The 23602-nt window shown below is 46.4% G+C and carries 25 protein-coding genes; 19 read left to right on the forward strand and 6 right to left on the reverse strand.

Features of this window, described 5'->3' with window-relative positions:
• Positions 1-66 precede the first annotated feature (66 nt).
• Complete coding sequence (pucR, locus tag Q5C82_RS11790; protein ID WP_003222868.1) at positions 67-1662, reverse strand: purine catabolism transcriptional regulator PucR; 1596 nt, start codon at positions 1660-1662, stop codon at positions 67-69.
• A 174-nt stretch (positions 1663-1836) separates the two neighbouring features.
• On the opposite strand from pucR, the gene Q5C82_RS11795 reads away from it, so the two are divergent.
• The 7 genes from Q5C82_RS11795 to yunB all read left to right on the forward strand — a co-directional run bounded on the left by Q5C82_RS11795 (position 1837) and on the right by yunB (position 7967).
• The gene (locus tag Q5C82_RS11795; RefSeq protein ID WP_003222870.1) at positions 1837-3180 is read left to right on the forward strand and encodes an allantoinase; all 1344 of its coding nucleotides are present in this window, start codon (positions 1837-1839) and stop codon (positions 3178-3180) included.
• A gap of 96 nt (positions 3181-3276) precedes the next feature.
• Positions 3277-3624: a hypothetical protein gene (locus tag Q5C82_RS11800; RefSeq protein ID WP_003222872.1), complete on the forward strand. Its 348-nt coding sequence runs from the start codon at positions 3277-3279 to the stop codon at positions 3622-3624.
• Positions 3625-3661: 37 nt separating this feature from the next.
• Positions 3662-4510, forward strand: a complete 849-nt coding sequence (locus tag Q5C82_RS11805) for a DUF72 domain-containing protein (RefSeq protein WP_003222874.1) — start codon at positions 3662-3664, stop codon at positions 4508-4510.
• Between the two features lie 17 nt (positions 4511-4527).
• Positions 4528-5349: a sulfite exporter TauE/SafE family protein gene (locus Q5C82_RS11810; RefSeq protein ID WP_003222876.1), complete on the forward strand. Its 822-nt coding sequence runs from the start codon at positions 4528-4530 to the stop codon at positions 5347-5349.
• Between the two features lie 19 nt (positions 5350-5368).
• Positions 5369-6757 carry a bifunctional UDP-sugar hydrolase/5'-nucleotidase gene (locus tag Q5C82_RS11815; protein ID WP_003222879.1) on the forward strand — a complete coding sequence of 463 codons (1389 nt, stop codon included), beginning with the start codon at positions 5369-5371 and terminating at the stop codon, positions 6755-6757.
• 65 nt (positions 6758-6822) lie between these two features.
• Complete coding sequence (locus Q5C82_RS11820; RefSeq protein WP_003222881.1) at positions 6823-7128, forward strand: YunC family protein; 306 nt, start codon at positions 6823-6825, stop codon at positions 7126-7128.
• A 71-nt stretch (positions 7129-7199) separates the two neighbouring features.
• A complete protein-coding gene (gene yunB, locus Q5C82_RS11825) occupies positions 7200-7967 on the forward strand; it encodes a sporulation protein YunB (RefSeq protein ID WP_003222883.1) in 768 nt (255 codons plus the stop codon).
• A 27-nt stretch (positions 7968-7994) separates the two neighbouring features.
• Here yunB and lytH read toward each other — a convergent pair whose 3' ends face one another.
• A complete protein-coding gene (gene lytH / locus Q5C82_RS11830) occupies positions 7995-8975 on the reverse strand; it encodes an L-Ala--D-Glu endopeptidase (RefSeq protein ID WP_032727393.1) in 981 nt (326 codons plus the stop codon).
• Positions 8976-9209: 234 nt separating this feature from the next.
• Here lytH and lipA point away from each other — a divergent pair, with 234 nt between their 5' ends.
• On the forward strand, positions 9210-10106 hold the full coding sequence (gene lipA / locus Q5C82_RS11835; protein WP_003222888.1) for a lipoyl synthase: 897 nt from the start codon (positions 9210-9212) through the stop codon (positions 10104-10106).
• A 15-nt stretch (positions 10107-10121) separates the two neighbouring features.
• On the opposite strand, the gene Q5C82_RS11840 is transcribed toward lipA, so the two are convergent.
• Positions 10122-10757: a YhcN/YlaJ family sporulation lipoprotein gene (locus Q5C82_RS11840; RefSeq protein WP_003222889.1), complete on the reverse strand. Its 636-nt coding sequence runs from the start codon at positions 10755-10757 to the stop codon at positions 10122-10124.
• 113 nt (positions 10758-10870) lie between these two features.
• Between Q5C82_RS11840 and Q5C82_RS11845 the strand changes: the two genes are divergently transcribed.
• From Q5C82_RS11845 to nucF, 3 genes are read left to right on the forward strand one after another with little or no spacing between them, the layout of a single operon-like run.
• Entirely contained in the window at positions 10871-11146 is a 276-nt protein-coding gene (locus tag Q5C82_RS11845; protein WP_003222892.1) for a YutD family protein, read from the forward strand.
• A gap of 23 nt (positions 11147-11169) precedes the next feature.
• Positions 11170-11604 carry a DUF86 domain-containing protein gene (locus Q5C82_RS11850; RefSeq protein ID WP_003222894.1) on the forward strand — a complete coding sequence of 145 codons (435 nt, stop codon included), beginning with the start codon at positions 11170-11172 and terminating at the stop codon, positions 11602-11604.
• Between the two features lie 28 nt (positions 11605-11632).
• Positions 11633-12403, forward strand: coding sequence for a 5' nucleotidase NucF (nucF, locus tag Q5C82_RS11855; RefSeq protein WP_003222896.1), 771 nt, complete (start codon positions 11633-11635; stop codon positions 12401-12403).
• A gap of 25 nt (positions 12404-12428) precedes the next feature.
• Here the strand turns inward: nucF and Q5C82_RS11860 are convergent, their stop codons facing one another.
• Entirely contained in the window at positions 12429-12929 is a 501-nt protein-coding gene (locus Q5C82_RS11860; protein ID WP_003222898.1) for a phosphatidylglycerophosphatase A, read from the reverse strand.
• Positions 12930-13081: 152 nt separating this feature from the next.
• On the opposite strand from Q5C82_RS11860, the gene cotNH reads away from it, so the two are divergent.
• The 5 genes from cotNH to Q5C82_RS11885 all read left to right on the forward strand — a co-directional run bounded on the left by cotNH (position 13082) and on the right by Q5C82_RS11885 (position 19645).
• The gene (cotNH, locus tag Q5C82_RS11865; RefSeq protein ID WP_032727394.1) at positions 13082-14110 is read left to right on the forward strand and encodes a spore coat-associated protein CotNH; all 1029 of its coding nucleotides are present in this window, start codon (positions 13082-13084) and stop codon (positions 14108-14110) included.
• Positions 14111-14277: 167 nt separating this feature from the next.
• Entirely contained in the window at positions 14278-15579 is a 1302-nt protein-coding gene (locus Q5C82_RS11870; protein ID WP_003222901.1) for a homoserine dehydrogenase, read from the forward strand.
• Positions 15579-16637, forward strand: coding sequence for a threonine synthase (gene thrC / locus Q5C82_RS11875; RefSeq protein ID WP_003222903.1), 1059 nt, complete (start codon positions 15579-15581; stop codon positions 16635-16637). Before Q5C82_RS11870 ends, thrC begins: the two co-directional genes overlap by 1 nt.
• A complete protein-coding gene (gene thrB / locus Q5C82_RS11880; RefSeq protein ID WP_003222905.1) occupies positions 16634-17563 on the forward strand; it encodes a homoserine kinase in 930 nt (309 codons plus the stop codon). Before thrC ends, thrB begins: the two co-directional genes overlap by 4 nt.
• A gap of 108 nt (positions 17564-17671) precedes the next feature.
• Positions 17672-19645 carry a S9 family peptidase gene (locus Q5C82_RS11885; RefSeq protein WP_003222907.1) on the forward strand — a complete coding sequence of 658 codons (1974 nt, stop codon included), beginning with the start codon at positions 17672-17674 and terminating at the stop codon, positions 19643-19645.
• Positions 19646-19686: 41 nt separating this feature from the next.
• Here the strand turns inward: Q5C82_RS11885 and Q5C82_RS11890 are convergent, their stop codons facing one another.
• Positions 19687-20022, reverse strand: a complete 336-nt coding sequence (locus Q5C82_RS11890; protein ID WP_171017000.1) for a NifU family protein — start codon at positions 20020-20022, stop codon at positions 19687-19689.
• 97 nt (positions 20023-20119) lie between these two features.
• On the opposite strand from Q5C82_RS11890, the gene Q5C82_RS11895 reads away from it, so the two are divergent.
• The gene (locus tag Q5C82_RS11895) at positions 20120-20446 is read left to right on the forward strand and encodes a YuzD family protein (RefSeq protein ID WP_003222909.1); all 327 of its coding nucleotides are present in this window, start codon (positions 20120-20122) and stop codon (positions 20444-20446) included.
• Positions 20447-20632: 186 nt separating this feature from the next.
• Here Q5C82_RS11895 and Q5C82_RS11900 read toward each other — a convergent pair whose 3' ends face one another.
• Complete coding sequence (locus Q5C82_RS11900; RefSeq protein ID WP_003222911.1) at positions 20633-21700, reverse strand: NAD(P)/FAD-dependent oxidoreductase; 1068 nt, start codon at positions 21698-21700, stop codon at positions 20633-20635.
• A 262-nt stretch (positions 21701-21962) separates the two neighbouring features.
• On the opposite strand from Q5C82_RS11900, the gene Q5C82_RS11905 reads away from it, so the two are divergent.
• Positions 21963-22199, forward strand: a complete 237-nt coding sequence (locus Q5C82_RS11905; RefSeq protein WP_003222913.1) for a YuzB family protein — start codon at positions 21963-21965, stop codon at positions 22197-22199.
• A gap of 138 nt (positions 22200-22337) precedes the next feature.
• Entirely contained in the window at positions 22338-23552 is a 1215-nt protein-coding gene (locus Q5C82_RS11910; RefSeq protein ID WP_003222915.1) for a NupC/NupG family nucleoside CNT transporter, read from the forward strand.
• The last annotated feature ends 50 nt before the right edge of the window (positions 23553-23602 follow it).

Below are 23602 nucleotides of genomic sequence, written 5' to 3' on the forward strand. Positions count from 1 at the left end.
AAAAGACAGGCGTTATTGCTGAAAGTGACGAAAAACAATTCAGTTTGTAAGATAATGTGACAAACTTTAGCTGATCAGCCGCTGCATCCGTAAGGCAAGCCGCAAACGCATCGTCGTCTCAGGATCTTTTAAGCTTTTGCCCAGCAGTTCTTCACATTTTTCAAGGCGGTAAATGACTGTATTGCGATGAACGTATAGACGCTTTGCCGTCTCGGAAATTTGGCAGTGTGTCTCTAAATAGACGGACAGCGTATGAAGCAGACTTTGATCCTCCTGCTGTTTTTCAGCGAGGCTTTGAAGCGTGGAGTTGTAAAATTTCTTCAAATCCTCAACCGGGAGAAGGCGGAGAAGCTCAGGCACATCTTTTGCGTGATACACCTGAATAAACTCCGTGCTTCTTGACAAATGCCCTGATTGCAGAGCGTCTGAAGCTTCGGTGAACGCGTCTGGAACGTCAATGAGCTTTTGGCATATATTGCTGATGCCAAAAGACACAGTCCGTTTAAACTGAGCTATGACCTGTGTTTGAAACTGCTCTAAAAAGCTGATCACCGAGGCGTGCATTTCACTCCAGCTGTCTGTCGCCTCGATCAGAATAATGCCGACATTTCCTTTAATAAAGAGGTGAGGCGGAAACGGGAAGGCCGATAATTCGCCTTCGAGAAATTCGAATACACCGTCAGAGGCGAGCTGATTTTCTGTAAAGCTGATCGATTCGTCATTCCGATCGAGTTTTCCCGCAATGCACATGTATTTTTGATCCCAGCGCAGCTTAAATTCCTTTGCCCGGTTTTTGATTTCGTCGTCTGAAGTAAATGAGCGCTCAATAAAATTACTGAAAAACTCATTGCGCGCCCGCCGGCTGAATTGCTTCAGCGCATTTTCCTTCAGCAGTTCAAAGGAAATCACATTGGCCGCTTGTTCAATGGTCAGAATCAATCCTTTATCGCCAGCCTGCACCATGTCCGGTATCAGCAGGTAGCCGCAGTTTTTTTCGTGATTATAAATAGGAAGAACAGAATACGTTTTTCGATCCGAGAACGTAGAGAAACAAGTGAAAAACGGTCCGGATACGGTATTCAGGGTGCCTTTCAGTTTTTCGGTCTCAAATGAAATCTGATGGGAAGCGGACAGCATGTTGGCATGCTGGTCAAGCAGCAGTACGGGAAGCTGAAGGAGGTCTGACACCTTTTTAAGGAGAGATTGCAGCCCCTTGCCGCTCATAATGTGGTTTGTGAATTTTTTGTGCGCGTAAATGGCTTGCTGCAGCTCATTAGAACGCATATCGAGAATGTGGCTGAGTGTTGCATTCACAATATCGCCGAGGCGGATGTGTTCTGGAAGCTCAATGATCGGAAACGCGTATGAATCAGCCAGCTCGATGATTTCTTTCGGGATATCCTCCAGGTAGCGCTTTGTTTTAATGCCGAGGCCCGCGCAGCCGCGTTTTGCCATTTGCCGAATCAGCTCAGATAACTGCTGCGGGCGATCCTTCAGGTGATACGCGGTGGTGACGAGCAATTCATTCTTATGCAGAAAGTCTGCGATATCAGGAGCGTCCATCATATTGACATGCTGAACCTCTCTTTCTCCTCCTGCTTTTCCTGCGATTAATTTGGCGTTTTCATAAGCCGGTATTTTCATCACATCAAAAATATTCATAAAGCATTCTCCTTTTCTATAAAAACATTGGTTAAGATGAATAATTTTCAATAGGAATTCTAGCGGTTTTGCTGATGTAATACGATCATAGTAGCAGTAAACTGTTGAAAAAAGAACTGATTGTGTTACATAAACTGACATGAAAAATCGTCAACCTTACATGGGAGGATCAATATGGCTTACGATATGGTGATAAAAGGTGCGAAGGCAGTTACGCCAGATGGCGTTAAAGAAGCTGATATTGCAGTTCAAAACGGTGTTATTACCGAGATTGGTTCTGACGTTGAAGCGAGCGGGGCAGCAATAATCCAGGCAGACGGCCAATATGTGTTTCCAGGTGTGATAGACTGCCATGCTCATTTCAATGAACCGGGCAGAGAGGACTGGGAGGGGTTTGAAACAGGTTCGCAAATGATGGCAGCAGGCGGCTGCACCACCTATTTTGATATGCCGCTCAATTGCATTCCATCAACCGTGACGGCAGAACATCTTCTCGCAAAAGCCGAACTCGGCAGGCAAAAATCAGCCGTGGATTTTGCATTATGGGGCGGCCTTGTGCCCGGCCATATCGATGACATCCGCCCAATGGCTGAAGCGGGCGCGATCGGGTTTAAAGCATTTTTATCAAAATCAGGCACAGACGAGTTCCGCTCCGTTGATGAACGAACCTTGCTCAAAGGTATGACAGAAATCGCGGCTGCAGGAAAAATCCTCGCTCTTCACGCGGAGAGCGACGCGATCACAAGCTATTTGCAGATGGTGTTGGCCAATAAAGGAAAAGTTGATGCGGATGCGTACGCTGCCTCCCGCCCGGAGGAAGCCGAAGCTGAAGCGGTGTATCGCACGATTCAGTATGCGAAGGTGACAGGCTGTCCGGTTCATTTTGTCCATATCAGCACGGCGAAAGCTGTCCGGCTGATCAGAGAGGCGAAACGGGAAGGGCTTGATGTTTCGGTCGAAACATGTCCGCATTATGTCTTGTTCAGCCATGACGATTTACGGGAAAAGGGCTCTGTCGCAAAATGTGCGCCTCCGCTCAGATCACAGTCCTCAAAAGAGGCTTTAATTGACACGCTGATCGCGGGGAATATAGACATGGTGTCCTCGGACCACTCCCCCTGCCGTCCTTCTCTGAAGCGGGAGGATAATATGTTTTTGTCGTGGGGCGGAATCAGCGGCGGGCAGTTTACTTTATTGGCCATGTTTCAACTGGCATTTGAGAGGCACATTCCATTTGAAACCATTGCTGAATGGACTGCGGGGGCACCCGCGAAGCGATTCGGTATTCAGCAAAAAGGACGGCTTGAAGAGGGACAGGACGCGGATTTTGTTCTTGTCAGCATGGAGCCGTACACAGTCACAAGAGAAACGATGTTTGCAAAGCATAAACAGAGCATTTATGAAGGACACACTTTTCCCTGCCGCATCTCGGCCACCTACAGCAGAGGACGGTGCGTGTACAGTGATAGGGAGAAAGCAGACAGCGGAATTGACGGAGCGCTGGTCGTTCCTTCGTAAGCCCGGCAGATTGAATTCTGCCGGGTTTTTTCATGTCAGTGATTTGGTTTTTAAAAATCTATCATCGTGGTATCTTTTTAAAAGGGGGCTAAGGTGATGGAACATGTCAAACACATATTAAACCAATCATGGTCGCTGCAAACGAGTTCCAAATGGACGAAAGAATGCCCGGCATGCGGCCAATGCGGTGTGACGGCATTGGTGATTCAGGACCATTTCGGCGGCACCATTTTCAAAACAAAAATCGGTGAGAGCTGGCATTTTTATAATAACATCAATGGCGTAATATACGATTTTACGAGTGAACAGTTTCAGGCGCCGATTGAATATCAGCATATTCCTTCCTCAAGGGAAGAAGCGTTTTTAGATACGAATGAGGAACAATACCAGCATCTTCGTTCAGCGTTTTCCCGCCATATGAACAGCATTTCCGAGGAAACCTGAAAACACGTGTGATAAACTGGGAGAGAGGTGAATGATTGTGATTTATATCGGACTGACGGGATGGGGGGATCATGACAGCATCTATCCGCCGAAAACGGCCGGCCAGAAAAAATTGCAGGCCTATTCCTCCCATTTTCCGATCGTTGAATTAGACGCGAGCTTTTACGCCATTCAGCCGGCGCGAAATAATGAAAAGTGGGTGAAGGAAACGCCGGAAACCTTTCAATTTATCGTGAAAGCGTATCAGGGCATGACAGGGCATCAGCGCGGAGAAATTCCCTTTGACTCAAAAGAGGAGATGTTTGACGCGTTTAAGATGTCTTTAACGCCATATTTACATAGCAATAAGCTTGCCATGGTGCTGTTTCAATTTCCGCCGTGGTTTGACTGCAAGAAGGAGAATGTCGCTTATTTGAGATGGTGCAAGCACCAAATGGGAGATATTCCATGTGCGCTCGAATTCAGAAACCGATCCTGGTTCTCGCCGCCATTTTATGAGCAGACGCTTTCATTTATGAAAGCGGAAGGCTGGATTCACAGTGTCTGTGATGAACCGCAAATCGGAGAAGGCAGCGTCCCGACTGTGTTGCGCGCGACCGATGAAAACAAAACGCTCGTCAGGTTTCACGGACGCAACAAGCAGGGCTGGATGAAGCCTGACGGCGGGAAAAACTGGCGGGAGGTCAGGTACTTATACCGCTACAATCAACAGGAGCTGGCGGATTGGAAAAAGCACCTGAATGAATTACAGCAGCAATGTAAGGATGTTTTTGTCCTGTTCAACAACAATTCCGGCGGAGACGCCGCGGATAATGGCAAGCAGATGCTTGAACTGCTTGATATCGAGTACAGCGGACTTGCGCCGAGACAGCTCGATTTATTTTAGAAAAGAGGTTTTGATTGATGTCGTTTGTGATTTTGGTCGTACTGGGATTAATCGCAGGTACGGTTGGAAGTCTGATTGGGCTTGGCGGCGGAATTGTTATCGTGCCGTCTCTGATGTTTCTAAGCACAGTGACGCCGCTGTTTCAGGATGTAACGCCGCAGGTCGCAATTGGAACTTCGCTTTTGGTCATTATTTTTACGGGTCTTTCATCAACTTTGGCTTATATTAAATATAAAACTGTTGATTATAAGAGCGGGCTCATTTTCTTTATCGGTTCAGGTCCCGGCAGTATTATCGGGGCTTACGTCTCAAAATTGTTCAATTCAAACTCGTTTTCCATATGGTTTGGCATTTTTATGATTCTTATTTCATTATCCTTAATGCTGAAAGCGAAAGCCCGGCCGGTCAACAAAGCTCATAAAGGGATTATTCGGACATTTCAGGATGATGCCGGCGAGCCTTATACATACTCATATCAGGCTCCTATTGGCATTGCGATTGCCTTTGTTGTCGGCTTTTTAGGGGGGCTTTTCGGAATAGGCGGCGGATCGCTCATGGTTCCGGCGATGATGCTGTTATTCCTGTTCCCGCCGAAGGTTGCGGTGGCAACGTCCATGTTTATTATTTTCCTGTCCTCTATGACAGGGTCTGTTTCACATGTTATTTCCGGGCACGTCAATTGGCTGTATGCACTCGCGCTTGTGCCCGGCGCTTGGTTCGGCGGAAAGCTTGGCGCCGCCATCAACAGAAAAATGCAAACGAAAACGATCGTAATGATCATGCGGATCGTATTGATTTTGATCGGTTGCCAGCTCATTTATGAAGGCATATTCAGCTGAACGATTAGGGAGAGATAATATGAAGGAGAAGCTCCGCTTATATCATACAAATGATTTGCACAGCCATTTTGAAAACTGGCCGAAAATTGTAGATTATATCGAGCAGAAAAGAAAAGAGCATCAATCAGACAGCGAAGAGACGCTCGTTTTTGATATTGGCGATCATCTTGATCGTTTTCAATTCGTGACAGAGGCGACTTTTGGAAAAGCGAATGTCGATCTCTTAAACCGTCTTCACATTGATGGAGCGGTGATCGGCAATAACGAAGGGATTACGCTTCCGCATGAAGAGCTCGCCGCCTTATATGATCATGCTGAATTTCCCGTTATCATCTCAAATTTGTTTGACAAAAACGGAAGCCGTCCGTCCTGGGCGGTTCCTTACCATATCAAAACATTGAAAAACGGTATGTCCATTGCTTTCTTAGGCGTAACTGTGCCGTATTACCCCGTTTATGACAAGCTGGGATGGACAGTAACCGATGCTTTTGAAAGCGTAAAAGAAACCATTCAGGAAGTAAAAGGGCAGGCTGATATCATCGTTCTGCTGTCTCATTTAGGCATTCTAGATGATCAGGCAATGGCTGAAGCGGTACCTGAGATTGATGTGATCCTAGAATCACACACACATCATTTACTTGAAGATGGACAAGTGGTAAACGGCGTATTGCTTGCCAGCGCCGAGAAATACGGGCATTATGTCGGCTGTGTAGAAATCACGGTGGACAGCGTACAGCGAAGCATTATCAGCAAAACAGCATCTGTGCAGAACATGGCGGAATGGACAGGAGAATCAGCGGAAATAAAAGCGTTTCTCAATGAAAAAGAACATGAAGCCGAGGAGAAGCTATCCGATGCTGTTGCGGAGCTTGCGCAAGATGCCGAGGTGAAGTGGTTTGAAGAATCAGAGCTGCCTTTGCTTTTGGCGTACGCGTTAAAGGAATGGTGCGGGACGGACATCAGTATGGTGAATTCCGGTGTCATTCTCGGTCCGCTGAAAGCAGGTCCTGTGACGAAGCTGGATCTGCACCGCATCTGCCCTCATCCGATCAACCCGGTGGCTGTCCGCCTGACGGGAGAAGAACTGAAAGAGACCATTGTCCATGCCGCTTCAGAACAAATGGAGCAGCTCCGGATCAAAGGGCTCGGCTTCCGTGGAGAAGTAATGGGAAAAATGGTGTACGCGGGTGTTGCTGTAGAAACGAAACGGCTGGATGACGGAATCACGCATGTCACACGGATCACGCTGAACGGGGAAGAGATTGAAAAACATAAGCAGTACTCTGTTGCGGTGCTTGACATGTTTACCCTCGGCAGACTGTTTCCGATCATCCGTGACGCCGCAGAAAAAGAATATTTTATGCCGGAGTTTTTGCGGGATCTGCTCGCTTGGAAGCTCGCGCAATAACGGAGGTCAGCCCACAACAAGCTGTGCCCTTCATCATAAAGTGATGAATGAAGGGAGTGGTTGACGTGGTAAATCTGACACCAATCATGATAGAAGGACAGCCTTTTACAGCTGTGACAGTGAAGCTTCCAAAAACGAATTTTATGGCTGTCGCAAATGAGCACGGATACATTATGTGCGGCGCGCTTGATGTGGCGCTGCTGAATGAAAAATTAAAGGAGCGGGGCATTGTGGCGGGGCGCGCAGTTGGTGTACGCACCATTGACCAGCTGTTAGACGCACCTTTAGAATCTGTGACGTACGCCGCGGAAGATCTCGGCATCCATGCCGGCATGAGCGGCAGAGCAGCGCTTTTAAAAATGGTGAAATAAAATAATTTGGCCCGGCTATTACTATGTCCCCTCTTACAAGCATACATTGTGATATGTAAGGGGGGATTTTCTTGCCAAGATACCGCGGCCCTTTTCGCAAGAGAGGACCTTTGCCTTTCCGGTACGTGATGCTTCTGTCAGTTGTCTTTTTTATCCTGTCAACAACAGTCAGCCTTTGGATGATCAATGGCTCGATCAAACCTGTTTTAATGGACATCGGCGAGATGGAAACGAAGCGTATAGCGACAGAGGTGATCCAGGACTCGATTGAGGATTATATGTCCGACAGTGAAAATATGAAAGATATGTTTCAAATGAATTCTGATGAAAACGGAAACTTAACGACTATCGATTTTAATACACAGATTGTAAATAGTGTAAAAACAAAGGTGACAAAGCAGCTTCAGGCTCATCTAAAAGAGATGGAAACCCACTCCGGACACAGCGGCGCCAGTGAAAATATTATGATCAACATTCCGCTGGGACAGGTAACCGGCAACAGCCTCCTCGGAAACCTCGGGCCAAAAATCCCAGTCCGGTTCAATTTAATCGGTGACGCTTTTACAGATGTCAAAACCAAAATCAAGCCGTATGGCATAAATAATGCACTTATTGATATCAGCATCTTTGTCGAAATTAAAGTGAAGGTCATCATTCCGTTTGCAAGCAAAACCGCTGTCGTCACAAATAATGTTCCTGTATCGATTAAAGCAGTGCAGGGCGAAGTGCCGCAGTTTTATAACGGAAACGGCGGATCAGGTGTCACGCCTTCTGTCCAGCTTCCAAGCAGCAAAGAAGAGGATAGTGCCGAATCGAAAAAAGAAAAAAGCAGCAAATAAGCCGCCTGTCGAAGAGGCGGCTTTTCGTTATTTCTTTTTTTTGTATTCATACCGCTCCCACGCTCGCAAATGCGGGTACGGATCAAACGACCATTCGGTTTTTCCGTTATCTTTGTACATGCCGTAGTGAAGATGCGGCGGAAACTTCCCAGCTGTTCCCGGTGGGCCGTATCCTGAGCTGCCGACTGATCCGATCACTTGGCCGGGCTCAACGATTTGTCCTGTTTTAATCCCTTTGGCAAACCCATTGAGATGGGCAAAATAATGATACGTATTGTTAATGTCTCTGATGCCGATTCTCCATCCTCCGAAGCGGTTCCAGCCCTTCATTTCAACTACGCCGTAACAGGTGGATTTGACAGGAAGGCCATAATGGGCAAAGATATCCGTGCCTTCATGAATCCGTCTCCCTCCGAAGCCGCGGGCATCTCCCCACGTGCTGCGATAGCTGTAATCGGTTCTGATCGGAAGCGGAAACGCATGCTCGCCCAGATCAATATGGCCGTAAGCTTTAAACAGCTTCATGAATTCAGATATGATCCCGACTGTCTGATCACGTCGGTAATAATTCCAAAGCCCGATACGGATGTTGTCCTCATCTGTGCCATACGACAGCAAGTATTGGCTGAATGTATACAAAATATCTTCATCATTGCTGACCTCGGCTTTTCCGTCTCCGTCACCATCCATCCCGATACCGTCAAACACTTTAATGCTTAACGGCGCATCGTCTTTCGGGTTCGGGTTTTCAGGCCCGCTCCAGACTTCATCCGGTATATAGATGCTGATGATTCCCGCTTTGTCAGGCAGATCTTTTCGGTTGCTCCGCACATTTTCTTCGTACTGGTCGACTGCGGCGAGCGCATACCAAGGAATCTGCGTCACAGCCTCGACTTTATGATATAATTCCATCCGTTTCGACAGCATTGGATCTGAAAGCTTTTTTCCATACGCAGAAGGCTCAAACGCAAACAAAAGGAGAAGAAGAGCGGATAACAAAACTTTCACAAAATAATCTCCTTTCATATTGAATACACATAGTTTGCGGAAAGCCGGCTTAAAAATGTCAGTAATCATCTTCCCTTGTCGAGAAATTTTTCCTATGTTAAAGTGTCTAAAGAAAAGACTTTCTTTAGTTAGAAAAACATTATTTTTGTTGCAGAAATAAAACCTGCACCTTTCTCGTTTTCAGAATGTTTCGTGTCAGAAATTGAGTATATTGGATATTGGAGATGATGGGAATTGGCAAAGAAAGACGAACACCTCAGAAAGCCCGAATGGCTCAAAATCAAATTAAATACTAATGAAAACTATACAGGGCTCAAAAAGCTTATGCGTGAAAACAACCTGCATACCGTATGCGAAGAAGCAAAATGTCCGAATATTCATGAATGCTGGGCGGTCAGACGTACAGCGACATTTATGATTTTAGGTTCTGTTTGTACAAGAGCATGCCGTTTCTGTGCTGTCAAAACGGGCCTTCCGACTGAGCTTGATCTGCAAGAGCCGGAACGCGTAGCGGATTCTGTCGCGCTTATGAATCTGAAACACGCGGTCATTACGGCTGTTGCGCGTGACGACCAGAAAGACGGCGGGGCAGGCATTTTCGCGGAAACTGTCCGTGCGATCCGCAGAAAAAGCCCGTTCACAACAATTGAGGTGCTGCCGTCTGATATGGGCGGAAATTACGATAACCTGAAAACCTTGATGGATACACGCCCAGACATCCTGAATCACAATATCGAAACGGTTCGCCGCCTGACGCCAAGAGTCCGCGCGCGTGCGACGTACGACCGTTCGTTGGAATTTCTGCGCCGTGCGAAGGAAATGCAGCCTGACATTCCGACAAAATCAAGCATCATGATCGGCCTTGGCGAAACGAAGGAAGAAATTATTGAAGTCATGGACGACCTCTTGGCAAACAACGTGGATATTATGGCAATCGGCCAATATCTGCAGCCGACGAAGAAACACTTGAAAGTCCAAAAATACTATCACCCTGATGAATTTGCAGAATTAAAGGAAATCGCGATGCAAAAAGGCTTCAGCCACTGCGAAGCCGGTCCGCTTGTCCGTTCTTCTTACCATGCGGATGAACAAGTGAACGAAGCATCTAAAAAGCGCCAAGCACAAGCATAATGCCAAAACGCCAGATCATCTGGCGTTTTTGTCATTCCTATCGGTTTTCATGTCCTGACGGGTTTCTCCGTTGGCATTTTCATTCTCTGAGACGGGGCTTCCTTGCGGGGAGGTTTTCATTTCTTGAATCGTCCCCGACATGATCTCTCTGATATCTCTTGAACCGGAGCCGAGATTGCTGTAATTTTCGATCGACTGCACATGGTTTGGATTATCGGAAATATACACATGATAGTATCGCGGTATTACAGAAGCCGCCGTTTTTTTCACCTGATCGGCGGTCAGCTCGCGGTTTTTGGAATCGGTTTTGTATACGACAAGCGCTTCTTGATCGGTCACCAATGTTGCAGCATCTTGAATATGGGGGAGCTGAACCGTTAAACTTGATATGATGTGAGCGGTTTCTTCCCGGTTCATTACCGGCGTTTTTTGCTGTTCACCGTCTAGTTGTTCTTTTTGATAGCGGACATAGCCAAATTGTTCGTTCTCGTCATGCCGGTTAAAAGCCTCGTTGCGGTCAGACACATGAATGGGTCTGGTTTGATTTTGCGCCTGATTTCGGACATTCTGCCCGGCATTGTCCAATCCTGCGCCTCCGCACCCGGATAAAAGCCCGGTCAACAGGCAGAGGCTGACAGCAGTTCGTTTCATTTGTAAATCCCTCCTTATGTGTAGGGTAGCCAAATTGCATGATTTATTCTTTAGCAATTGATGGGGACGGGGCAATGAATTATGATAGGAATGAGTGAAAAAGAGGTGAGATTATGATTCTTATTCAAAATGCCGAATTTGAATTGATGCACAATTTCAAAGACGGCTTCAATGAAGAGGCTTTTAAAGCCCGCTATTCCGATATTTTAAATAAATACGATTATATTGTGGGAGACTGGGGATACGGTCAGCTCAGGCTCAAGGGCTTCTTTGACGACCAGAATCAAAAGGCAACCTTCGAAACGAAAATCAGTACATTAGATGAATACATTTACGAATACTGCAATTTCGGCTGTGCGTATTTTGTCTTGAAACGGATCAGAAAATAAACATACACAAAGGGGATGCTGTCATGTATTTTGTTGACAGAAACAAGATCGAGCAAACACTCAGGTTCTATGAGCACCAGCTGGCGTTTTTTAACTCACAAACAGACTGGCAGTCTGAAATCGGGGGACTGGCGCTTCAGCGTATAGGCCATCTGTTAATCGAATGCATTCTGGATACAGGCAATGACATGATTGACGGTTTTATTATGCGGGACCCGGGCAGCTATGATGACATTATGGACATACTTGTTGATGAAAAAGTTGTCACGGAACAAGAGGGAACTGAGCTCAAGAAATTGATCGCCTACCGCAAAACATTGGTTCAGCAGTACCTGCTCGCTGACAGCGCCGAGCTTTACAGGCTGATCACGGCACATCAGACAGCTCTGCAAGACTTCCCGCAACGGATCAGAAGCTACTTGGAAACAGAGCTTGGCCCTGTTTCTGCGTTTAAATAACAACTGGAAAGCCACAGGAGTGTTGGAAATGAAAACATATAAAGGGTATTTAATTGATTTAGACGGAACGATGTACAATGGCACGGAAAAAGTCGAGGAAGCGTGTGAATTTGTCAGAACACTGAAAGATCGCGGGGTTCCTTATCTTTTCGTGACAAACAACTCTTCACGCACACCGAAGCAGGTGGCGGACAAGCTCGTGTCTTTTGATATTCCTGCAACAGAAGAGCAGGTCTTCACGACCAGCATGGCGACTGCCCAGCATATCGCTCAGCAGAAAAAAGACGCGTCTGTGTATGTGATCGGAGAAGAAGGGATCCGCCAGGCAATTGAAGAAAACGGCCTGACGTTTGGCGGGGAAAATGCAGATTTTGTCGTTGTCGGTATTGACCGTTCCATTACATACGAAAAATTTGCTGTCGGCTGCCTGGCAATCAGAAATGGTGCCCGCTTTATTTCCACTAACGGAGATATTGCGATCCCGACTGAAAGAGGCCTTCTGCCTGGAAACGGTTCACTGACATCTGTATTAACTGTATCCACAGGCGTACAGCCGGTATTTATCGGCAAGCCGGAATCAATCATTATGGAGCAGGCGATGCGCGTTCTTGGCACGAATGTATCCGAAACACTCATGGTCGGCGACAACTACGCGACGGACATTATGGCCGGCATTAACGCCGGTATGGATACGCTGCTCGTTCACACAGGCGTAACGAAAAGAGAGCATATGAAAGATGATATGGAAAAACCGACTCATGCCATTGACTCTCTGACCGAATGGATTCCATACATTTAAAAAAGGGCGCCCGAAAAGGGTGCCCTTATTCTGTATGCCGCGCGCGGTGTGCGAGCCTGCTTGAGGCCGCGGCGGAAATCGCACCGACGATGTCATCTAAAAAGGTATGGCATTCGCCGGTTGATTTATCATTTAAATGTTTAAGGATGCCGGGTTTTTCTTTGTCGATGTAACCGTAATTCGTAAACCCGATCGATCCGTAAATGTTCACGATGGAAAATGCCAGAACTTCATCTACCCCATATAGACTTTCATCTGTTTCCAGCATCGTTTGCAGCGGTTCAGACAGTTTTTTCTGCTCAGCAAGAACATCCAATTCAATGCCCGTTAAAATCGCATTTTGCACCTCGCGTTTTGCGAGAACGCGATTGACGTTCAACGTGCATTCATCAATGGATAAATCCGGATGATATTTTTTCTGCAGAAAAAAGACAAGCTCGGCAATGTCTGCTACCTCAACGCCGCGCTCCTTCATTCGTGCTCTTGCTTTTGCTTCCATCTGACTGATTTGTTCGTTTTCTGACATCAGCTTCACCCAATCTTTTTTACTAGTTTATACAAAATGTTTGAGATGTTTACGACTTTTTCTTGCGCCTTCGTCGGATTAAAATATGTATTCATAATTCCGGACGTGTATGACTACGATGTGATGAGCCCTAATTCAACAGGCAGGTGATCATTGTGAAAGGCACAATAAAAGAAAAATACGGTATTCACGTCAGGCAGCTTTCCATGTACCAGCACACATATCAATGCTTTCAGACGCCGAATTCATTCTTCCTGATTGTCCCCGTTTCCCAATTCTCAGATACAGAGCTGGCGGAGCTTTATTACATGAGTCAGTATTTACAAGAACAAAGTGACCCATACGTTTCGGTTTTTATCTTTACAAAAGAAGGTGAGCTGACGTTTGAACAGGAGGGGAAAACGTACGCTTTGCTGAAGGCGGCACCCCCTTTTTCAAATCGGGCGTTCTCCATTGGACAGGAGCTGGCGGAATTTCACCGAAAAGGCAGAGGGTACCCGTATGAAGTGAAGGCAGCCGGAAGAATCGGCCAGTGGAAGGATCTGTGGGGTAAACGCATTGATCAGCTGGAGGTGTTTTGGCAGCGAAAGGTTCATACCCCGCCTCACGAGCCATTCGATAAAAAAATGATCGAATCATTTCCATATTATTTGGGACTGTCAGAAAACGCGATACAATATTTAGTGGACACTGAGCTGGATGACAAGCCCCAAGCCGCTGATTCAGGAACGATATGCCATCAGCGGATGGAAAGACATACATGGTCACCCGATTCCCTGATCAGGATTCCGGCGGATTGGGTATTTGACCATGCCTCACGTGATTTGGCTGAATATATGAGGCATACGTTTTTACATCACAGACAAGATTTTCATCAGCAGGGCTTTCACTTTCTGCAGGAATACGAGCAAGTGACGCCGCTGTCTTCGTTTTCAAAACGTCTTTTATACAGCCGCCTGCTCTTTCCGCTTCATTATTTTGAAATCGTGGAGAGCTACTATATGTCATCAGAATCAGAAAAGCATTATTATGAAGAGCAGCTTGACTTCATTCTTAGTGACTGCGAACGCTATGAGCAATTTCTCAATACAGCGCAGGAATTCATGAACATGCGGGCGCAGAAACCGTTTGTTCCCCGCGTGAACTGGCTCGGTAAAGGCGGAAAAATAATTAGAAAATAAAGAATCTTGTCATATCAATGGGTTAAGCGTTTACATTCATAAAATTCAGCCGATTACTGTCTTGTCAAAACAGGAGTGGACTTATATAATGTTTGTAACTTATATGTCTGTGTTGGGTTAACAATTGTCTTTTTCAAGAGGACAATCAAAAGAAAGGTGGAGTTTTTTTGAAAGCAATTCGTGTAGGGCTTTTAGGTTTAGGTACCGTCGGAAGCGGTGTCGTTAAAATTATTCAAGACCATCAGGATAAGCTGATGCATCAGGTCGGCTGTCCGATTACGATAAAAAAAGTGCTTGTAAAAGATCTAGAGAAAAAGAGAGAAGTAGATTTGCCTAAGGAAGTGCTCACGACAGAAGTGTATGATGTCATCGATGATCCAGATGTTGATGTCGTCATCGAGGTGATCGGCGGAGTTGAACAGACAAAACAATATTTGGTCGACGCGCTGAGATCGAAAAAGCATGTTGTCACAGCAAACAAGGATTTAATGGCTGTGTACGGCTCCGAGCTGCTTGCTGAAGCGAAGGAAAATGGCTGCGACATCTACTTTGAAGCCAGTGTTGCCGGCGGGATTCCGATTCTGCGCACGTTAGAGGAAGGCCTCTCATCAGACCGGATTACAAAAATGATGGGGATCGTGAACGGAACAACGAACTTTATCTTAACAAAAATGATCAAAGAAAAAAGCCCTTACGAGGAAGTGCTCAAGGAAGCGCAGGATCTCGGCTTTGCCGAAGCTGATCCGACTTCAGACGTGGAAGGGCTTGATGCCGCAAGGAAAATGGCGATATTGGCGCGCCTCGGTTTCTCGATGAATGTCGATCTGGAAGACGTCAAAGTAAAGGGAATCTCCCAAATTACAGACGAGGACATCAGCTTCAGCAAACGTCTAGGCTACACGATGAAGCTGATCGGGATTGCTCAGCGTGACGGCAGCAAAATTGAAGTCAGCGTACAGCCGACACTGCTTCCTGACCATCATCCGCTTTCTGCTGTACATAATGAGTATAACGCCGTTTATGTATACGGAGAGGCTGTTGGTGAGACGATGTTCTACGGGCCTGGAGCCGGGAGCATGCCTACTGCGACATCCGTTGTTTCTGACCTTGTCGCGGTCATGAAAAACATGCGCCTCGGCGTAAACGGCAACAGCTTTGTTGCGCCGCAATACGAGAAAAACATGAAGTCGCCGTCTGACATTTACGCACAGCAATTTTTAAGAATTCACGTAAAAGATCAGGTCGGTTCATTCTCGAAAATTACGTCTGTGTTCTCAGAGCGGGGCGTGAGCTTCGAAAAGATCCTTCAGCTGCCGATTAAAGGCCATGATGAGTTAGCAGAAATCGTAATTGTCACACACCATACATCAGAAGCTGATTTCAGTGATATCCTGCAAAACCTAAATGATTTGGAAGTCGTTCAAGAAGTCAAAAGCACATATCGTGTAGAAGGGAACGGTTGGAGCTAATGTGGAAAGGACTTATCCATCAATATAAAGAATTTTTGCCTGTAACAGATCAAACACCGGCGCTTACTTTACATGAAGGAAATACACCTCTTATCCATCTGCCGAAGCTGTCTGAGCAGCTCGGAATTGAGCTTCATGTCAAAACAGAAGGTGTCAATCCTACGGGATCATTTAAAGACCGCGGAATGGTCATGGCTGTGGCGAAAGCAAAAGAAGAAGGCAACGATACGATTATGTGCGCTTCAACAGGAAACACTTCCGCTGCTGCGGCAGCATATGCAGCCCGCGCCAACATGAAATGCATCGTCATCATCCCGAACGGAAAAATCGCCTTCGGAAAACTTGCTCAGGCTGTCATGTACGGAGCCGAGATTATTGCAATTGATGGAAACTTTGACGATGCGCTTAAAATTGTCCGTTCCATCTGTGAGAAATCACCGATTGCTCTTGTCAACTCAGTCAACCCATACCGCCTTGAAGGTCAAAAAACAGCTGCCTTTGAAGTGTGCGAGCAGCTGGGCGAAGCACCGGATGTATTAGCGATCCCAGTCGGAAACGCAGGCAATATCTCAGCGTATTGGAAGGGCTTCAAGGAATATCATGAGAAAAACGGCACAAGCCTCCCGAAAATGCGAGGATTTGAAGCGGAAGGCTCGGCGGCAATCGTTCGCAATGAAGTAATTGAAAATCCGGAAACAATAGCAACAGCCATTCGTATCGGAAACCCGGCAAGCTGGGACAAAGCTGTAAAGGCAGCTGAGGAATCCAACGGGAAAATTGACGAAGTCACTGATGATGAAATCCTTCACGCGTATCAGCTGATCGCCCGTGAAGAAGGCGTGTTTGCAGAACCGGGATCCTGTGCTTCCATTGCTGGCGTTCTGAAACAGGTGAAATCCGGAGAAATTCCGAAAGGCAGCAAGGTCGTTGCTGTGTTAACAGGAAACGGGCTGAAAGATCCGAATACAGCGGTCGACATTTCAGAAATCAAGCCGGTCACATTGCCGACGAATGAAGACAGCATCCTTGAATATGTAAAAGGAGCGGCCCGTGTATGAACGAAGCCGACATGCTGTTCACTGTCACTGTTCCCGGAAGCACGGCTAACCTAGGCCCCGGCTTCGATTCAGTTGGAATGGCGCTCAGCAGATATTTGAAGCTGACCGTCTTTGAAAGCGACAAGTGGTCTTTTGAAGCTGAAACAGAAACAGTCGCCGGAATTCCGGCGGGTACAGATAATCTGATCTATCAAGTGGCAAAACGGACAGCAGATTTATACGGTAAAGAAATGCCGCCTGTCCATGTGAAAGTGTGGAGCGACATTCCGCTCGCACGCGGCCTTGGCAGCAGCGCCGCGGCGATTGTAGCGGCCGTTGAACTGGCTGATGAATTATGCGGCTTAAAGCTCTCTGAAGCGGACAAGCTGCATGTAGCCAGCCTTGAAGAAGGACACCCGGATAATGCGGGCGCTTCTCTCGTTGGCGGACTTGTCATTGGCTTGCATGAAGATGACGAGACACAAATGATCCGCGTCCCGGATGCTGACATTGATGTTGTCGTTGTCATTCCTTTTTACGAAGTGCTGACAAGAGACGCAAGAGACGTTCTTCCGAAAGAGTTTCCGTATGCGGACGCTGTAAAAGCAAGTGCAGTCAGCAATATACTCATTGCTGCCATCATGTCCAAGGATTGGCCGCTCGTCGGAAAAATCATGAAGAAGGATATGTTCCATCAGCCGTACCGGGCAATGCTTGTCCCTGAGCTGTCAAAAGTAGAACACGTCGCCGAGATGAAGGGCGCGTACGGAACGGCTCTCAGCGGGGCAGGCCCGACGATTCTCGTGATGACTGAAAAAGGAAAGGGAGAAGAGCTCAAAGAACAGCTCGCGCTTCATTTCCCTCATTGTGAAGTCGACGCTTTGACCGTTCCGAAAGTGGGAAGTATAGTAGAGCGAAATCCTTTATACCAAGTAAAAAGTGTATAGATCACGCCAAGCGTCCCTCAGCATCAGCGAAGGGCGCTTTTTTTCTGCTGAAGATAAAGGAGTTTTTATTTAGAAAAACGAAATAGTTGTAAAAAGGAGGAGATGAACATGAAAAAGCTGATAACCGCAGAAGACATCACAGCGATTGTCTCTGTAACCGATCCTCAATACGCCCCAGATGGCAGCCGTGCCGCATATGTCCAGTCACAAGTGAATCAAGAGAAAGATTCGTATACATCAAATATATGGGTCTATGAAACGAAAAGTGGCGGGTCTGTTCCTTGGACACATGGAGAAAAGCGGTGCACGGACCCAAGATGGTCTCCGGACGGGCGCACGCTTGCCTTTATTTCTGATCGTGATGGTGATGCAGCACAGCTGTATATCATGAGTGCTGAAGGCGGGGAAGCGAGAAAACTGACTGATATCCCGTATGGCGTGTCAAAGCCAATATGGTCCCCGGATGGCGAATCGGTGCTTGTCATTGTCAGTTTGGGAGAGGGAGAAAGTATTAATGATCGAGAGAAAACGGAGCCGGACAGCTTTGAACCTGTTGAAGTTCAAGGTCTAGCCTATAAACGGGACGGCAAAGGGCTGACGAGAGGTGCGTATGCCCAGCTTGTGCTTGTCAGCGTGAAGTCTGGCGAAGTAAAGCAGCTGACAAATCACAAAGCCGATCATGGTGATCCTGCTTTTTCTCCTGATGGCAAATGGCTTGTTTTCTCAGCTAATTTGACTGAAACGAACGATGCCAGCAAGCCGTACGATGTCTGTATGATGTCGCTGGAGTCTGGAGATCTCAAGCAGATTACGTCTCATCGCGGCTCATTCGGACCAAGCTCATTTTCAACGGATGGAAGGTATCTTGCTTTGCTTGGACATGAAAAGGAATATAAGAATGCAACGTTCGAAAAGGCGTGGCTCTATGATATCGAACAAGACTACCTTACATGTCTGACTGAAATGCTTGACGTTCATTTAGCGGATGCGCTCATTGGAGATTCACTGATCGGAGGTGCCGAGCAGCGCCCGGTTTGGACGAAAGACAGCCAAGGGTTTTATGTCATCGGCACAGATCAAGGCAGTACGGGTATCTATTATATTTCGATTGAAGGCCTTGTGTATCCGATTCGTCTCGAAAAAGAGTACATCAATAGTTTTTCCATTTCACCTGACGAACAACACTTTATTGCCAGTGTGACAAAGCCGGACAGACCGAGCGAGCTTTACAGCCTCCCGCTTGGGCAGGAAGAGAAACGGCTGACTGGCGCGAATGACAAGTTTGTCAGCGAGCATACGATTTCAATACCTGAAGATATTCAATATGTCACAGAAGACGGTGTGACGGTGAACGGCTGGCTGATGAAGCCTGCACAGGCGGAAGGTAAAACATCATATCCACTTATTCTCAGCATACACGGCGGTCCGCACATGATGTACGGGCATACATATTTTCATGAATTTCAAGTGCTGGCGGCGAAAGGGTATGCAGTGGTTTATGTCAATCCGAGAGGAAGCTACGGTTACGGGCAGGAATTTGTGAATGCCGTCAGAGGAGATTATGGAGGAAAGGATTATGAGGATGTGATGCAGGCTGTGGATGAGGCTATCAAACGAGATCCGCAGATCGATCCTGAACGGCTCGGTGTCACGGGAGGGAGCTACGGAGGCTTTATGACCAACTGGATTGTTGGACAGACGAACCGCTTTAAAGCCGCGGTCACCCAGCGCTCGATTTCAAACTGGATCAGCTTTCATGGCGTCAGTGATATCGGCTATTTCTTCACAGACTGGCAGCTTGAGCATGACATGTTTGCAGACACAGAAAAGCTCTGGGACCGTTCCCCTTTAAAATACGCAGCAAACGTGGAGACACCGCTTTTGATTCTGCATGGCGAGCGAGATGACCGGTGCCCGATCGAGCAGGCGGAGCAGCTATTTATTGCTTTGAAAAAAATAGGCAAGGAAACCATGCTCGTCCGTTTTCCGAAAGCGTCGCACAATTTGTCACGCAGCGGACACCCGGGACAGCGGATCAAGCGCCTGAATTATATAAGTTCATGGTTTGATCAATATCTTTAATAAAAAAGCCAGGCTGATTAACGATCAGCCTGGCTGCTTTATTAAAAGACTTGTTCTACTTCAACGACACCCGGCACTTCTTCAAGAAGAGCGCGTTCAATTCCGGCTTTCAGCGTAATTGTTGAACTTGGGCAGCTGCCGCATGCGCCTAGAAGACGAAGCTTAACGATACCTTCATCTACGTCTACAAGCTCACAGTCACCGCCGTCACGAAGTAAAAACGGACGAAGTTTGTCCAGTACTTCCTGCACCTGTTCTTTCATTTCAACTTCAGTCATGACATTCGCTCCTTTCGTCATCATAAAACCATTATATTCAGTGTAACAATAAAAATCTATTGTTTGGTTTGCAAAGTTGCTTTCCCTATTATAGCACATTAAGACTTGAACACAAAAACGGTTTTTTTCTATAAAAACGTCTTTTGGCTCTGTATACTGAAAGAAAGGACATACATGGGAGAAGGAGGCGTTTACAGTGACAAAACCTGTCATGCTCAGCGTGTACGGGGCAGAAACCGTTTGTGCAAGCTGTGTCAATATGCCGACGGCCAAGGATACATACGAGTGGCTTGAGGCTGCGCTGAAAAGAAAATATCCAGATCAGCCTTTTGCGATGCAATACATCGATATTTATGAGCCGCCTGACAATGAACATGCGAAAGAGCTTGCGGAAAAAATCAGAAATGACGAGTATTTTTATCCGCTTGTGCTCGTAGAAGACAAAATTGTCGGTGAAGGCAATCCGAAATTAAAAGATGTTTATGAGGAAATGGAGAAGTATGGGTATACAGAGAACCGCTGACAAGATCAGCGGTTCCAGCGTGTGGACAAACCCTCGCATTCGTTGTCAAGCCTGTGCGTTGGTGCTCACGAATTAAAACATTCGCTCCGCTCCAATGCTCGCCTTTCCTAGACTTCAAGGTTTTTTTAAACACGCTGAAAAGATGAAACCGGCTAAAACTAAAACCGTTTTAGCCGTCTGTAATCATTAACCGTTATGGTGTTTGTACATCCACAGCAAGCCGGATTTCAACATGCGCGGAACACGGCCGATCAGCGGGCGGTCAGCAACAAGGCCAAAGCCGGCTTTTTTTCCGAGTGAACCGAGGACGCCTTTCAGCTTAAACTGCGGCATTGATTCTGGAAGAGCTTCTCCATTCCAGCGTTTTTGCAAGATTTGGACAATCTGCTCTGCTTGAGCCTCTGCCAGCTGGGCACTCGGTGCATGAGGGAGGCTGGCGCAATCACCAACAACATACAGGTGTTCATCACCTGGAAGATTGTGATGAGGTGTTAATACGATACGCCCTTGTGCGTCCTTTTCCACATCTAAGTCTCTGACGACTTTGTTCGGCTGTATACCGGCTGTCCACACGATGGCGTCTGCAGAAATCGGTTCATCGTGGTTGTATACAATGTTTTCTTCAACTTTTGTGATATTTGCCCTGTTAATAATGCGGACACCGTGCTCTTCGAACCAATTTTGCACATATTTGCTCAAACGCTCGGGAAAGCTTGATAAAATGAGATTACCGCGGTCGAACAGAATGATGTTCAGGTCATCACGGCTTTCTCTCAGTTCACTCGCAAGCTCAACGCCGCTTAAGCCCGCTCCGACAATGGCGACAGTGGCATTAGCGCTCAGGTTATTCAGCTTTTGATAGGTTTCGCGGGACTGATCGATGGTTTGAATGCTGTAGGTGAATTCAGGCGCTCCCGGCACGTTGTGATATTTATCCTCACAGCCGAGCCCGATCACAGCGTCATCGTAAGAAATCGGTTCACGATCTTGGAACAGCACTTGTTTTTGTGCAATATCAATTGATGAGATATCACCATATTGGACATCCAGGCGAGGGTGCTCTGGGAATGACACTCTGATATGATGGTCAGAAATTGTGCCTGCGGCAAGGGCATAATATTCTGTTTTCAAGCAGTGATAAGGATTTCTGTCAATTAACGTGATTGAAACATCATCAGGCAGCTGGTTTGGCAATAAGCGATGAAGAACACGCATGTTCCCGTAACCTCCGCCGATCAAGACCAATTTTTTCATTTGAATTCCCCTTTAATCCGAAGAGTATGATAGACACATTGAAGAAAATACGAACTATGTAAAATAACATCTAGAATTATATCGAATTTGATCTAAAATCACAATAATAGTTTGAAAATAACCTACAAATTAGCCTGAAAGTACAAATTAGTAAAACGTTATTTGTGAAATGATATGTTACGATAATAAATTTTGAACAATCCGTTGTCTTTGACGAATGATTAAAAATTCGCGATAATGGACATATGTGAGGTGAAATCGCATGAATCCAATGATTGAATTTTGTGTCAGCAATCTGGCTCACGGCTCTCAGGAAGCCCGGGCGATTTTGGAGAAGGATCCAAATCTGGATGTCCTTGAATACGGCTGCTTAAGCTACTGCGGGACATGCATGGAGTCGCTTTTCGCTCTTGTAAACGGAGAAGTCGTCATGGGTGAAACGCCTGCTGAGCTTGTTGAGAATATATATACCTTTATTGAAGAAAATCCAATGTTTTAACAGAAAAGGGCCTGGGACAGGCCCTTTTTTATTTTGTCGTCCAAAAGAACTAAAAAATGTGTAGACATCAAAAAATATTATTGTTATCGTATAAAAGATATTTTTTTAAATAAAATTTTAAGAGGTGTAGGTGTATTCATGAGTGTTCTGTGGGGACTGCTCGGCGCAGTTGCGATCATTGCTATCGCGTTTTTATTTTCAGAAAAGAAAAGCAATATTAAGATAAGAACCGTCATCGTTGGTTTATGCACACAGGTGGCGTTTGGATACATCGTGTTGAAATGGGAAGCGGGACGCGCTGTTTTTTTATGGTTTTCAAGCCGTGTACAGCTTCTGATTGATTATGCGAATGAAGGCATCAGCTTTATTTTTGGACCGCTTCTGAAAGTAGGCGACAGTCCGGCATTTGCATTAAGTGTACTGCCCGTTATCATTTTCTTCTCAGCACTGATTGCAGTTTTATATCATTTGAAAATTATGCAGCTCATTTTCCGTGTCATTGGCGGCGGATTGTCAAAGCTCCTTGGGACAAGCCAAACGGAATCTCTTGCGGCTGCTGCTAATATTTTTGTAGGACAATCAGAATCTCCGTTAGTGATCAAACCCCTGATAGCCGGGCTGACGCGCTCTGAATTATTCACGATTATGACGAGCGGTCTATCGGCTGTTGCGGGTTCAACCTTGTTTGGGTACGCGCTTCTCGGCATTCCGATTGAATATCTGCTTGCGGCCAGCTTTATGGCTGCTCCGGCGGGTCTTGTCTTTGGTAAATTGATTATTCCCGAAACGGAAAAGCCGCAAACCGTAAAAAACGATTTTAAAATGGATGAAGGCGAAGGCGCAGCCAATGTCATTGACGCAGCTGCAAAGGGAGCGTCAACAGGTCTGCAAATTGCCTTAAACGTTGGAGCGATGCTGCTTGCGTTCGTTGCATTAATCGCCGTAGTAAACGGTATTCTCGGCGGAGCTTTCGGCTTGTTCGGTTTAAAAGGCGTCACATTAGAATCCATTCTCGGCTATGTGTTTTCTCCAATCGCCTTTTTGATTGGCGTGCCATGGCATGAAGCATTGCAGGCGGGAAGCTATATCGGCCAGAAATTGGTGCTGAATGAGTTTGTTGCTTATTCTAACTTCGGTCCGCACATCGGCGAATTTTCTAAGAAAACCGCTACCATTATCAGTTTCGCGTTATGTGGATTCGCCAATTTTTCATCAATTGCAATTATGCTCGGTACGCTTGGCGGTTTAGCACCTAGCCGCCGTTCGGATATCGCACGCCTCGGCTTGAAGGCTGTTCTTGCAGGAACATTAGCCAATCTGCTCAGCGCAGCCATTGCCGGCATGTTTATATAAACAATAAAAGCTCCTTGCGAAAGTGCAAGGAGCTTTTATGTATGAAAAAC

The sequence above is a fragment of the uncultured Bacillus sp. genome, from assembly GCF_958411575.1.
Taxonomy (GTDB): Bacteria; Bacillota; Bacilli; order Bacillales; family Bacillaceae; genus Bacillus; species Bacillus spizizenii.

Coding starts and splice junctions, on each gene's coding strand:
- Q5C82_RS11890 (WP_171017000.1), bottom strand. CDS start 20,022: ATGTGCTATAATAGGGAAAGCAACTTTGCAAACCAAACAATAGATTTT.
- Q5C82_RS11815 (WP_003222879.1), top strand. CDS start 5,369: ATGAAGGAGAAGCTCCGCTTATATCATACAAATGATTTGCACAGCCAT.
- Q5C82_RS11845 (WP_003222892.1), top strand. CDS start 10,871: ATGATTCTTATTCAAAATGCCGAATTTGAATTGATGCACAATTTCAAA.
- nucF (WP_003222896.1), top strand. CDS start 11,633: ATGAAAACATATAAAGGGTATTTAATTGATTTAGACGGAACGATGTAC.
- Q5C82_RS11810 (WP_003222876.1), top strand. CDS start 4,528: ATGTCGTTTGTGATTTTGGTCGTACTGGGATTAATCGCAGGTACGGTT.
- thrB (WP_003222905.1), top strand. CDS start 16,634: ATGAACGAAGCCGACATGCTGTTCACTGTCACTGTTCCCGGAAGCACG.
- Q5C82_RS11860 (WP_003222898.1), bottom strand. CDS start 12,929: ATGTCAGAAAACGAACAAATCAGTCAGATGGAAGCAAAAGCAAGAGCA.
- Q5C82_RS11885 (WP_003222907.1), top strand. CDS start 17,672: ATGAAAAAGCTGATAACCGCAGAAGACATCACAGCGATTGTCTCTGTA.
- Q5C82_RS11840 (WP_003222889.1), bottom strand. CDS start 10,757: ATGAAACGAACTGCTGTCAGCCTCTGCCTGTTGACCGGGCTTTTATCC.
- pucR (WP_003222868.1), bottom strand. CDS start 1,662: ATGAATATTTTTGATGTGATGAAAATACCGGCTTATGAAAACGCCAAA.
- Q5C82_RS11795 (WP_003222870.1), top strand. CDS start 1,837: ATGGCTTACGATATGGTGATAAAAGGTGCGAAGGCAGTTACGCCAGAT.
- Q5C82_RS11905 (WP_003222913.1), top strand. CDS start 21,963: ATGAATCCAATGATTGAATTTTGTGTCAGCAATCTGGCTCACGGCTCT.
- Q5C82_RS11850 (WP_003222894.1), top strand. CDS start 11,170: ATGTATTTTGTTGACAGAAACAAGATCGAGCAAACACTCAGGTTCTAT.
- Q5C82_RS11910 (WP_003222915.1), top strand. CDS start 22,338: ATGAGTGTTCTGTGGGGACTGCTCGGCGCAGTTGCGATCATTGCTATC.
- Q5C82_RS11900 (WP_003222911.1), bottom strand. CDS start 21,700: ATGAAAAAATTGGTCTTGATCGGCGGAGGTTACGGGAACATGCGTGTT.
- thrC (WP_003222903.1), top strand. CDS start 15,579: ATGTGGAAAGGACTTATCCATCAATATAAAGAATTTTTGCCTGTAACA.
- Q5C82_RS11800 (WP_003222872.1), top strand. CDS start 3,277: ATGGAACATGTCAAACACATATTAAACCAATCATGGTCGCTGCAAACG.